At 64.3% G+C, this 11978-nt stretch carries 11 protein-coding genes; all 11 read left to right on the plus strand.

Annotation, left to right across the window (positions count from 1 at the left end; translation table 11 throughout):
* Positions 1–21: 21 nt before the first annotated feature.
* Positions 22–654 carry a helix-turn-helix domain-containing protein gene (locus tag AC5DC2_RS01680; RefSeq protein ID WP_491697266.1) on the plus strand — a complete coding sequence of 211 codons (633 nt, stop codon included), beginning with the start codon at positions 22–24 and terminating at the stop codon, positions 652–654.
* A gap of 2 nt (positions 655–656) precedes the next feature.
* The gene (locus AC5DC2_RS01685) at positions 657–2498 is read left to right on the plus strand and encodes an adenine deaminase (RefSeq protein ID WP_491697267.1); all 1842 of its coding nucleotides are present in this window, start codon (positions 657–659) and stop codon (positions 2496–2498) included.
* A 4-nt stretch (positions 2499–2502) separates the two neighbouring features.
* Positions 2503–3660 carry an alanine racemase gene (locus AC5DC2_RS01690; RefSeq protein WP_491697268.1) on the plus strand — a complete coding sequence of 386 codons (1158 nt, stop codon included), beginning with the start codon at positions 2503–2505 and terminating at the stop codon, positions 3658–3660.
* Positions 3661–3861: 201 nt separating this feature from the next.
* Entirely contained in the window at positions 3862–4689 is an 828-nt protein-coding gene (locus AC5DC2_RS01695; RefSeq protein ID WP_491697269.1) for a GntR family transcriptional regulator, read from the plus strand.
* Between the two features lie 242 nt (positions 4690–4931).
* Entirely contained in the window at positions 4932–6428 is a 1497-nt protein-coding gene (locus AC5DC2_RS01700) for an ABC transporter substrate-binding protein (protein WP_491697270.1), read from the plus strand.
* A 9-nt stretch (positions 6429–6437) separates the two neighbouring features.
* A complete protein-coding gene (locus AC5DC2_RS01705; protein WP_491697271.1) occupies positions 6438–7367 on the plus strand; it encodes an ABC transporter permease in 930 nt (309 codons plus the stop codon).
* On the plus strand, positions 7364–8230 hold the full coding sequence (locus tag AC5DC2_RS01710) for an ABC transporter permease (RefSeq protein WP_491697272.1): 867 nt from the start codon (positions 7364–7366) through the stop codon (positions 8228–8230). Before AC5DC2_RS01705 ends, AC5DC2_RS01710 begins: the two co-directional genes overlap by 4 nt.
* 6 nt (positions 8231–8236) lie before the next feature.
* Positions 8237–9025 carry an SDR family NAD(P)-dependent oxidoreductase gene (locus tag AC5DC2_RS01715; protein WP_491697273.1) on the plus strand — a complete coding sequence of 263 codons (789 nt, stop codon included), beginning with the start codon at positions 8237–8239 and terminating at the stop codon, positions 9023–9025.
* Positions 9022–9909: a polysaccharide deacetylase family protein gene (locus AC5DC2_RS01720; RefSeq protein WP_491697274.1), complete on the plus strand. Its 888-nt coding sequence runs from the start codon at positions 9022–9024 to the stop codon at positions 9907–9909. The genes AC5DC2_RS01715 and AC5DC2_RS01720 overlap by 4 nt, the downstream gene beginning before the upstream one ends.
* Positions 9906–11459, plus strand: coding sequence for a gamma-glutamyltransferase family protein (locus tag AC5DC2_RS01725; protein ID WP_491697275.1), 1554 nt, complete (start codon positions 9906–9908; stop codon positions 11457–11459). The genes AC5DC2_RS01720 and AC5DC2_RS01725 overlap by 4 nt, the downstream gene beginning before the upstream one ends.
* On the plus strand, positions 11452–11978 hold a 527-nt coding region (locus AC5DC2_RS01730; RefSeq protein ID WP_491697276.1), incomplete at its 3' end, for an ATP-binding cassette domain-containing protein. The genes AC5DC2_RS01725 and AC5DC2_RS01730, both read left to right, overlap by 8 nt.

Genomic DNA, 11978 nt, shown 5'->3' on the forward strand with positions numbered 1-11978 from the left:
TATCGAGTGGGGGAGAGAAAATTGATTGAGCCGGACACAGCGGAAAAGAGCGAGCAGAACGAGACAAGCTCTGTTTCCCGCCTCCTGTCGGAGCTGCGCCGCGAAAACGGCTGGACGCTTGCCGAGCTTTCAAGGCGCACCGGCGTTTCGATTTCGGCGCTTTCCAAGATCGAGAACGGCCAGAGCCAGCCCGCCTATTCCGTGCTGACGCGGCTCTCGGGCGGGCTCGGCCTCGACTTTGCCGACCTTCTGGAGGGCCGGTCAACCCGCCCGCGCTTCGCCCGCGCAGCCCGCACCATCAATCGCCGGGGGGAGGGCAAACGGCTTGAGAACGACATGGGCGTCTACCGCCTGCTTTCCACCGAGCTTGCCGACAAGGCTCTGACGCCGATGGTGATCGACATCCCGCCGCGCGCAGACAAAGCCGAGCCGGCCCGCAGCGCCCACAGCGGCGAGGAATTCGTCTATGTGCTCGCAGGCGACGTGATCTTCGAGATGGTCCCCTATGCCCCGATCGTCCTGGCCGAAGGCGATACCGTCTATTTCGACGCGGCTTCGGAGCACGGCTTCTATTCCGCCGGCCCCGGCAATGCCCGTATTCTGTCCATCTGCTATTCCGGCTCCGGCGAGGCGCCGGACCACCTCACGGTGTGATCATGATCGATGCAAAATCCGAAGTCCGGCTGCGCCAGCGGCTGACCCTTGTCGCTCTTGGAAAGGCGCCGGCCGACCGTATCCTGCGTGTCGGCCGGCTGCTCGACACCGCAACCCGCACATGGAGCGACAATCAGGAAATCGTCATCTCCGGCGACCGGATCGCCTATGTCGGACCCGCCGGATCATGGCCGGGGACATGCGCTGCGGTCGACGAGCGCCCCGACCTGATGGCCGTTCCAGGGCTCGGCGAAGTGCACAAGCATATCGAAAGCTCGCATCTGACGCCGGAATGGGAGGCGGCGCTGGTGATGCCGCGTGGCAATACCTGGACCTGCGAGGCAAGCCACGAATTCTCCAATGTGCGCGGCGCGAAGACGCTCGATTTCTGGATGACGGCGCGCCAGCACGGCTCGCCGCTGAAGATCTTTCCGCTGCCCGGTTCCGCCGTGCCGCCGACGGCCTATGAGCATGGCGGCGGCTATCTCGGCCATGACGAGCAGCGCGATTTTCTGGCCGGCAGCCTGATGGTCGCGGGCCTCGACGAGGTGATGGACTGGCCTGCCGTGTGGAACCCGGAGAATGGCTCCCACGACCGGCTCTGGGGCATGATCGAGGCCACCTTCGCCGCACGCGGCGTTGTCGAGGGCCATGCCGCAGGCATCCGGGACCTGCCAACGATCAATGCCTTTGCCGCCGCGGGTCTGGCATCCGACCACGAGGCGTGGACGGCGGAGGAGTTCTGGGACAAGCTCACCCACGGGCTTTTCGCCGAGCTCCGTCCGCATTCCATGCCCGATGTGATCAAGGGCCTGCTGAAGCGCGGTCTTGCCGACTGGTCGCAGATCGCCTTCGCCACCGACGACCGTTCGGCCTCGGAGACGCTCCAGAAGGGTGCGACCGACTATAATGTCCGGCTCGCCATCCAGTCCGGCCTCGCGCCCGAGATCGCCATTCAGTGCGTCACCATCAACCCGGCCCGGCACATGCGGCTGACGCCCTGGGTCGGCACGATCGCGCCCGGCCGGTTTGCCGATGTCGTGCTTCTCTCCGACCTTGAAAGCTTCGAGATCGCCGAGGTCTGGGCCGATGGAAAACAGGTTTCCCGGGGCAAGGACTACATTCTTCCCGTCCCCGAAATCGACTGGCCGGACTGGGCCCGCGACACGGTGGATACGGGCGGCACTTTCGAGGCCGCCGACTTCGCGATCCATGCAGAACCGGACCGCAAAACGATGACGGCGGCGGTGCTGCGCCCGTTCCACTGGGAAGACGATTTCCTGACCTATGAACTGCCGGTGACGGACGGCTTTGTCCAGCGCGATACGGCGCAGACCATCACCAAATTCGCCATCGTCGACCGGTTTTCCGGTAAAAAATCCGTCTCGAAAATGTTCTGGGCCGGCACGGGACCGAAGACGCCGGACTGCGCGCTGGCAAGCTCGCTTGCCCATGACAAGCATAATATCTGGTGCGTCGGCTCCTCCGATCAGGCAATGGCGGCGGCCGTCAATGCGCTGGTCGAAACCGGCGGCGGCTGGGCGCTGGTGCGCGACAACAGGGTGGTCGCCACCGTGCGCTACGAGATCGCCGGACTGATGTCGCAGCGTTCCGCCGAAGACCTCGATGCCGACATGCAGGCGCTCTATGCGGAAGGCGAAAAGATCGAATGGATGTTCGAGCCGTCCTCCTCGCCGCGCTGGTGGGCGGGCTTTCCCGAACGGCTCGCCTTCGCCACGCTGACCTGCGCCCCGTGGCGCTGGGTTCTGGTCGCGCCATCGGATTATGCGCCGGAGGGGCTCGTCAATGTGGCGACGGGCGACACGCACAGGATCGTTTGGTAAGGCCATGAGCATCACTGCGGAAACCGCCGCCCGTCCGGCATTCGAAGGCATGGAGCGGCTCGAAACGCCCTCGGTCGTTGTCGATGCGGCGCGCCTGAAAGCCAATATCGCGCGCATGCAGGCGCTTGCCGCAGACGGCGGCGTCGCGCTCCATCCCCACATCAAGACCCACAAATCGCTGGCGATTGCCGGCCTGCAGCGCGATGCCGGCGCCAGCGGCGTGACGGCCTCGCATGCGGGCGAAGCGGCCGTCTTCATTCGCGCCGGCTTCTCGCCGGTCACGCTCGCCTATCCGCTGGTCCGCCCGGAACCGGTGGTCCGCCTTCTCACACTTGCCAACGAACACAGCGTCCGGGTCCGCTTTATCGCCGACAGCATGACGGGCCTTGAAGCCTTGGAGGCCGGCGCCGCAAAGGCCGGACAGACGGCCGATGTCTTCACCAAGGTCGATGTCGGCCTGCATCGCTGCGGCGTCGATCCCCTGGCCGAAACCGGCATCGCCCTGGCGCAGAAGCTTGATGCTTCCCGGCTGAGGTTCTGCGGGCTGCTTTCCCATGCCGGCCAGGCCTATGGCGCCGGTAACGCGGATGGCGTTCGTGCCGTGGCCGCCACGGAGCGGCGCATTCTTCTCGACCTCAAGGAAAGGCTCCGGCGCAGCGGCATCGAAGTGCCGCTGATTTCGGTCGGCAGCACGCCGTCCCTCATCGCCCATGACGGTTTCGACGGCATCGATGAAATCCGGCCGGGCAATTATGTCTTCTTCGACATGACCGCCGTCCGCCTCGGCATTGTCGGGCGCGACAGCCTTTCGCTCGCCGTTTCGGCGACGATTATCTCGAAGAACCGCGATTATTACATTATTGACGCGGGCTCGAAGACGCTGAGCTCCGACCTCGGCGCGCACAGCACGGGGTCGGGCACAGGCTTCGGCGAGGCGTGGAGCGCGGATCTCGACAGGCCACTTTCCGTCGAGAAGCTGTCGGAGGAGCATGGCATGGTCGCGCGCAAGGGCAGCGACCTTGAAATCGGCCAGCGCCTGCTGATCTATCCCAACCACGCCTGCGTCGTCGTCAATCTCGCGCCGCGCCTGCTCTTGCTCGAAGGCGGCGCGGCGTCGCCGCTTGCTGTCGATGCCAGACGCGGGGCGGCGATCGCCTCCTGATATTCCGAAGGTCACGCGCCGGATACGGCGTGTCGTGCAGCGGGCCGGTCACCATGCCGGCGCGAACGCCCCGGCCTGCGCCCGTTTCCGGGCGGCAGTGCGCTCAGCGGCGGCGCGGCCCGCACTTTAAGATTTCATTACATAACATTTGACATTTCCAGAATAGGATTCAAACATGTTTTCCGGCAGGAGATCGCGCGCATGTATGACGATAATTCCCCGTTTTCACCCGGGACCCGAAAGCCCGAAGCGCTGAAGCCCGTGCAGAAGGCGGCCTTCGCCGAAGAAAGGCTGATGCAGGCCATTCTATGGTGCGAGCTTGAGCCGGGGCTGATGATCGCCGAGGCAACGCTTGCGACACGCTTCGGCCTTGGCCGGGCGGCAACCCGTGTGGCCCTGGCGAAGCTTTCCACGCTCGGTTTCATGCTGCCGATCCCGCGCGAGGGCTGGCGGGTGCTGCCGATGAGCGGCGCGCTTGTGGGACAGGTTGTCGACGCCCGCCGCATGGCCGAGCCGGCGCTGGCGACGCTTGCGGTCGACCGCGGAAAAAATGCGCGCCTGTTCGAGCTTGCCGGAATGATCGAGGCGGCGGGCGCTGCCGCGGAGGATGCGGCGCGCAGCACGCGCAGCGGCTACGAACGGCGTTTCCGCACCGAGCTCGCCTCCGGCCTCAATCCTTTCGTCGCCGGCTTCGTGGAACGGCTCTGGGACCACTCGGACCGGATCGTCCGCTTCTTCGAGAGCGAGGGCGCAACGCCGATGCCGCCGCTGAAGGCCGCGGCCATTGCCCGCGCCCTCGATGCCGGCCGCACAGATGAGGTCCGCACGCTTCTCGATGAGGCGATCGACCGGTTCAGAACCTTTGCCGGCAACGCGCTCTTGAACAACCGGAGCGAACTGGCACTGGACGGAGGCACCAAACCTCGGGAGAAAACGTGGACACAAAAACAATATGACGGTTCTCTCAAACAAAGTACAGACCGCGCGGCCTCCCGCGGCTGGACCGTCAGCAAGGGGAACAGTTCATGACCTATGTATCCGGCATGGCGCCGCACCGCGCCCGCTCTGTCGCGGCTCGAGCAGGCCGCCATCATCTCCGGCGCTGCAGACGACCTCGGACAAAAGCGTGCCGCCCAACCGCATGAGCCGGTCGGAACAGTCTTTGCGGCAGCGCTTCGATTGCCGTTTTGGTGGCCGGCCGAGGCCGCAGGCCATCGTCATCATCGATCCCGAACACTTGGACGCCTTTTGAAAAAACACGGAGTCAGATCTTGTCTATCAGAACGACTGTAGCCATTGCCGCCGTCGCAGCCGCGCTGAGCGCCGGCATTGCGCACGCCAAAGACCAGCTCGTGGTTGACCTCGTCAACGAGCCGTCGACGCTCGATCCCCACATGCAGTGGAACCCGGACAGCTATTACGTCTACCGCAATATCTTCGACAACATCGTCACCCGCGACAATGACGGCGAGATTGCGCCACAGGTCGCCACGCAATGGAACTGGCTGTCCGACACCGAACTGGAGCTCACCATCCGCGATGGCATCACCTTCCATGACGGCGAGGCGCTGACCGCCGACGACGTGGTCTATTCCGTCAAGCGCATCACCGCCCCCGAGCTCGCGAGCCCGCAGCTCGGCCAGTTTGCCGCGATCATCGATGCGCGGAAGACGGCTGACAACAAGGTCGTGCTGACCACAGATGGCCCCTATCCGGTCCTTCTCGCCCAGCTCGTCAAGCTCTCGGTCGTGCCCGAACATGTCCTCGCTACCGTGAGCGAGCAGGACTTCAACGCCAATCCGATCGGCTCCGGCCCCTACAAGTTCGAGACCTGGGACCGCGGCGTTTCCGTCACGCTCGACAAGAATGACGATTACTGGGGCGACCAGGGCGAATTCGAAACTGTCGAGTTCATGGCCGTTCCCGATGCCTCCACCCGCGTTGCCAATCTGCGCGCCGGCACGGCCGACCTTATTGTCTCCATCGACAGCGACCAGGCCATGCAACTTGAGAGCGCGGCAAAGGTGAAGGTGCTGACAGCCCCGACCGAACGGGTCGCCTTCATGGGCATGAACACGCTGGTGCCGCCGCTCGACGATCCGGAACTGCGTCGCGCTGCCGCCATGGCGGTGGACCGCGAAGGCATCGCGCTCGGCCTACTCGGCGGCGGCGAACAGGTCGTCGGCCAGATGGCGACCTCGGCGCATTTCGGCTATGTCGACGGTATCGACCCGATCCCCTACGATCCCGAACAGGCGGCGGAAATCGTCGCGGCCAAGGGCGACGCAGCCGCGGTTCCGATGACCTTCGCCACCTCGCCGGTCTTCGACCAGCGCATCGTCCAGGCCATCCAGCAGATGCTGAACGAGGCGGGCTTCAACGTCGACATCGGACTCACCGACATGGCGACCTACCTGAAGAAGGCCCAGAACGCCGACCCCGCACAGCGTCCGCAGCTCAATTTCGGCCGCTGGTCCTGCGCCTGCCAGGATGTCGACGGCGTTGCGTTCCCGCTTCTGCACTCCTCATCCAACTGGTCGCGCGTCAACGATCCCGAGCTTGACGCTCTCCTGGAAAATGCCCGCACCACGGTCGACAGCGACCAGCGGCTCGAAGACTATGCCCGGGTTGCCGAGATCGTGAAGGACAACACCTATATCCTGCCGCTCTATCAGGCGACCGCCCTTTACGGTGCGGCCGATGCACTGGAATGGCAGCCGACGGCCAATGAGAGCATGTTCTTGAACCGCATGAGCTGGTCGCAATAGGCTTTCTCCATGGGCTATTTCCTTCTGCGTCGCCTCTGGCAATCCCTCATCACGCTTTTCGGCGTGATGACGCTGATCTTCTTCATTCAGCGGCTGACGGGTGATCCGACCTATCTTCTGGTGCCGGAAACGGCGACGCAGCAGGATATCGAGGCGCTTCGCCATGCGCTGGGCCTCGACCGTCCGCTTGTCGTGCAATATCTCGACTTCCTCTGGCAGATGGCCCGGTTCGATCTCGGCACCTCCTATGTCCAGAACGTGCCGGTCTCGACCATCATCCTGTCGCGTCTGCCCTATACGCTTCAGCTTGCCGGCGGCGCCCTTCTGGTCGCCCTCGCCCTCGGTCTGCCGCTCGGCCTGTTGCTGGCCATCGGCAACCGCTCGCGGCTGACAAGCCCGCTGATGGGCATGGTGCTGGCTGCCCAGAGCCTGCCGACCTTCTGGAGCGGCATATTGATGATCATGTTCTTCGGCGTGTTCCTCGGCTGGTTGCCGCCGTCCGGCACCGGGTCCTGGCTCAACCTGATCATGCCGTCCATAGCACTCGGGCTGTTGTCGATGGCGACCTTCGCCCGGATCATGCGCAGCTCGGTGGTCGACGAAATGTCGAAGGATTATATCCGCTCGGCCCGCGCGCGCGGCGTCGGCACCAAACGGCTTGTGGTCCGCCACCTTCTGAGAAATTCCGCAATTCCGGTGATCTCGATCACCGCAATCGAGATCTCGCAGCTGCTTGCCGGCGCGGTGATTGTCGAGACGGTGTTCGCCTGGCCGGGGCTTGGGCTTTTGACCGTGCAGTCGGTCGTCGCCCGCGACTTCGTCATCGTCCAGGGGGTCGTCATGCTCGGCGCGGTGGTGACGATCGCCATGAATTTCCTTGCCGACCTGCTCTACAGCCTCGTCGACCCGAGGATCAGACTTGACGGAGCGACCCGTTGAAATCGTCTTCCCGCTTCTTCAAGGCCCTCTTCGCGCCGGCCTCAGGCCGATCGATCCCGGTCAGCGTTTTCGTCATCATCGTGCTCTGTCTGGTCGCAATGGCGATCTTCGCGCCATGGCTTGCCCCGGTAGACCCCAACAAGCAGAACCTGCTCGGACGGCTGAAACCGCCGGGCACGGAGATCCGCGGCACCACTTTCCTGCTCGGTTCAGACGAACTCGGCCGCGACCTCCTGAGCCGCGTCATTTACGGCGCGCGGATTTCACTGTCCGTCGCCGTGCTCTCGGTCCTGCTCTCGGGCATCACCGGCACGCTGCTCGGCATGGCCGCCGGCTATTTCCGCGGCACGGTCGAGACCGTGATCATGCGTCTGGTCGACATCTTCCTGTCGATCCCGGCCATTCTTCTCGCCATCATCACTGTCGCCGTTCTCGGTCCCGGTTTCATCAATGTCGTTCTGGTTCTGGGTCTCACCCGCTGGCCGCGTTATGCGCGCGTTGCCTATGGCCAGACGCTCTCGGTTGCCAACATGCCCTATGTCCGGCTTTCGCGCGCCATGGGGGCGAGCTGGATCCGGGTGCTCGGCCTTCATGTCCTGCCCAATATCGTTGCCGCCCTTTCCGTGGTCGCCACGCTGGAATTCGGGCTGATGGTGCTGTTCGAGGCCGGCCTCTCCTTCCTCGGCCTCGGCGTGCAGCCGCCGACGGCAAGCTGGGGCGCGATGCTCTCGGTCGGGCGCAATTATGTCTCCAATGCCTGGTGGATCGCGACCTTCCCCGGCATCTGTCTCTTCCTCCTGGTGCTGTCGATCAACCTGATCGGCGACGCGCTCAGCGACTATCTCAATCCGAAATCACGGTAGAAAATCATGGAAACAGCGAAACAGTTTGCAGGAAAAGGCGTCGTCGTCACCGGCGCGCTCGGCGTTTTTGGCCGCGGCATCGCCAAAGCCTTTGCCGAGGCCGGCGCGAAGGTCTGCGTCACCGATCGCGACCAGGCCGCCCTCGCTGCGCTTGCTCGCGAACTTGGCACGGAAGGCTCGTTCGGCTGCGCTGCCGAACTGACCTCGAAAGAGGAACTCGAAACCCTGATTGCCGCCGTCGGCGAAAAATGGGGCCATGCCGATGTGCTGATCAACAATGCCGGCGTCTATCCGAGCGGTTTCCTGCTCGATATCGACGCCGATGAATGGGACCGCATCTTCGACGTCAACCTGCGCGCTCCCTTCATCCTGACGCGTGGCTTCGCCCGGCAGATGATCGACAAGGGCGCCAAGGGCTCTATCATCAACATTTCCTCGGGCGCTGCCCGCAAGATGCGCCGCACGGTCGTGCCCTACTGCACCTCAAAGACCGCGCTGGACCGGATGACCAAGGGTTTTGCGCTGGAACTCGCCGAATTCGGCATCCGCGTCAACGCGCTGGAGCCCGGCTTTGCCGCCGGCAGCACAGCCAGCCCGCTCACCGACGCGCATGTGAAGAACACCGTCTCCAACATACCCCTGGGACGCGCCAGCACGATCGAGGATATCGCGCCGGGGCTCTTCTATCTGGCCTCGGATGCCTCGTCCTATGTCACCGGTTCGACGCTGACGATCGACGGCGGCAATTCCGCCGGCACGATGACAGTCACGCAGGACAAGAAGTCGCCGCTATGAGCCCGCTCGCCCTTCCTGAACCCTATCCCTGGCCGGAGGGCAGGCAATCGGCCTTTTGCTTTTCCATCGACGTCGATGCCCATGCGCCGTGGATATGGAGCAACCGCAACGATGTGCCGGAACTGCTTTCGCATCTGGAGCAGCGCCGCTACGGGCCGCGTATCGGCATCCGCCGCATTGCCGATCTTCTCGCCCGTCATGGAGTGAAGGCAAGCTTCTTCGTGCCGGCCGCAGTCGCCGAGGAAAATCCGTGGATGTTGCCGGCGCTCACGGAAGCCGGTCATGAAATCGGCCTGCACGGCTATTTCCACGAGATCGTCAACGAAACGCGCGATGAGGAATTCACCCGCGTTCTCGAGGCGTCCATCGCGCTGTTTGAAAGCCAGACGGGCAGGAAACCGGCCGGCTTCCGCTCGCCGGCCTGGGAAATGACGCCGCATATGCTGGCCGAGGTCAAGCGCCACGGCTTTTACGACAGCTCGCTGATGGGCTTCGACACACCCTATTCGGTTGACGGCGTCACGGAAGTGCCGGTCAACTGGGCAACGGACGATGCCATCTTCTTCAAGTTTCTCGACGGACGCGACGCGCGCGCGCCGCTCGGCACCAACCAGATGCTCGAAGCATGGAAAGAGGAGCTCGCCGCCAGCCGCCGGTTCTCGACGCTGTTCATGCTGACCGTGCATGACTGGATCTCGGGTCGGGGTTCACGCATCACCATGCTCGACCGGCTTCTGGAAGACGTGCTTGCGGACAGGAACATCTGGATCGCAACGGCAGGGGAGATCGCGGCCCACTACCGTGACCATGGCGCGGGCCGCGATGCCGTTTCGCCGGAAATCCCGGCCTCGCTTTTTGACCACCCGGCCTGGAAAGGCGCATGATGCAAACCTGGAATATCAAGAAACCGGCGGTTGCGAGCGACAAGGGCATTGTCGCCGCCCAGCATTTCGAAGCGGCGGAAGCCGGGGCAAGGGTGCTGGCTGCCGGCGGCAATGCCATGGATGCGGCGGTCACGGCCGCCTTCGTTCTCTCGATTGTCGAGCCCTGGCTGAGCGGCATCGGCGGCGGCGGATTTCTGCTCTGGAGCGATGCCGATGGCGGCCCCGTCGAAGCGCTCGATTTCAACGTGCGCTCCAGCCGAAACATGGCCCCGGAACAGTATCCGCTGATCGGCGGCAATGACGGCGACTGGTTCGACTGGCCCGCGGTCAAGGACGATCGCAACATTATCGGCTATTCCTCGATCTGCGTGCCGGGCTCGGTCGCAGGACTTGCCGAAGCGCTTGAAAAACACGGAACGCTCGGCCTTGCCGAAGCCCTGCAGCCGGCCATCGAGATTGCCGAGCGCGGCATGCTGGTCGACTGGTTTACCTCGCTCTGCCTGGCCATCGATCAACGCGGCCTTTCGATGTTTCCAGAGACCGCCCGCCTCTTCCTCGATGAGGACGGCCATGCGCTGAAGGCGAAGAACGGCGCGGAGACCTATCTGCCGATGCCCGCCAAGGCGAAGCTTCTGAAGCGACTGGCCAAGGCCGGCGCGCGCGACTTCTACGAGGGCGAGATCGCCGCCGGCCTGGTGCGCGACCTCAATGCTGGCGGCTCGGTGATCGATGCCGCAGACCTTGCCGATTACCGGCCTGAATGGATCGCGGCCAGGGCGCATGACTACCGGGGCCACGAGGTCAACGTCGCCTCCGGCCTTGGCGGCGGGCCGAGCCTTCTTGATACGCTTAAACGGCTCGAAACCACGCTGCCGGTTTCCGCCATTCCCGGCGCCCCTGCGGCAAAGGCCTATGCCCGCGCCATCCGCGCCACCTATGCCGACCGGCTGACGCATATGGGCCATGCCGGGGAAGGTCAGGACTGCACCAGCCATCTCTCCGTGGTCGACGCCGCCGGCAACATGGTCTCGCTTACCAACACGCTGCTGTCGCGCTTCGGCTCCAAGGTGGTTCTGCCGGAAAGCGGCATGCTGATGAACAACGGCATGATGTGGTTCGATCCGCGTCCCGGCGTTCCCAACCGCATCGCGCCGGATGTGAAACCGCTTGCCAACATGGCGCCGGTGATCGTTCGCAAGGCGGGTCGGCCGTGGATGGCGATCGGCGCGGCCGGCGGGCGCCAGATCTTCCCGGCGCTGGCGCAAATCCTCTCCTATGTGATTGATGGCGGCATGGATCTCTCCGCGGCCTTCCACACGCCGCGCATCGACGCCAGCGCGCCGACCATTGCCGTCGACCGTGCGGCCGATGCCGATGTCGCGGCCGCCATTGCCGAGGATTTTTCCGTCAACCTTGTGACCAACACCCTGCACCCGGTCAATTTCTCCATCCCGTCCGCGGTGATGGCGGGGGAAGACGGGCATGTCGGCATGGTCCATCCGGTCAACCCGTGGGCGAAGGCCGTGGCGGAGGATGATCTGGATGGCTGAAAGCCGGAAAGCGCCCACATTGGAAGTCTCAGGCCTTGAAATCTCCGTCGGCCCCTATTCCGTGGTCGACGGTGTGGATCTCGACATCGGCAAGGGCGAGATCGTTGCGCTTGTCGGCGAATCCGGGTCCGGCAAGAGCCTGACGGCGCTTTCGCTGCTGGGCCTGCTTGGCGGGCGCGTCGCCCAGACCGGCGGTGCGATCCGCCTCAACGGCGCCGCTCTCGATACAGCTGATGAGATCGCGATGCGAAAGCTGCGCGGAACGGCGGTGTCGATGATCTTCCAGGAGCCTGTCGCCTCCCTCAACCCCCTCATGAGCGTCGGCGCGCAGGTGGCCGAAAGCCTCGTCGTTCATGGCCGCGCCGGCGAGCGCGACGCCTATCGGCAGGCCGTCGCCATGCTCGCCGATGTCGGCATTCCGGAACCGGAAAAGCGCGCGAAGCAATTCCCCTCCTCCCTTTCGGGCGGCATGTGCCAGCGCGTGATGATCGCCTCGGCGCTCATCGCCCGCCCGGACCT

This window comes from Martelella sp., assembly GCF_984369615.1.

Bases quoted from the DNA above. Each gene is read 5' to 3' on its own strand.
- AC5DC2_RS01690 (WP_491697268.1), top strand. From the start codon at position 2,503: ATGAGCATCACTGCGGAAACCGCCGCCCGTCCGGCATTCGAAGGCATG.
- AC5DC2_RS01695 (WP_491697269.1), top strand. From the start codon at position 3,862: ATGTATGACGATAATTCCCCGTTTTCACCCGGGACCCGAAAGCCCGAA.
- AC5DC2_RS01705 (WP_491697271.1), top strand. From the start codon at position 6,438: ATGGGCTATTTCCTTCTGCGTCGCCTCTGGCAATCCCTCATCACGCTT.
- AC5DC2_RS01715 (WP_491697273.1), top strand. From the start codon at position 8,237: ATGGAAACAGCGAAACAGTTTGCAGGAAAAGGCGTCGTCGTCACCGGC.
- AC5DC2_RS01720 (WP_491697274.1), top strand. From the start codon at position 9,022: ATGAGCCCGCTCGCCCTTCCTGAACCCTATCCCTGGCCGGAGGGCAGG.
- AC5DC2_RS01725 (WP_491697275.1), top strand. From the start codon at position 9,906: ATGATGCAAACCTGGAATATCAAGAAACCGGCGGTTGCGAGCGACAAG.
- AC5DC2_RS01685 (WP_491697267.1), top strand. From the start codon at position 657: ATGATCGATGCAAAATCCGAAGTCCGGCTGCGCCAGCGGCTGACCCTT.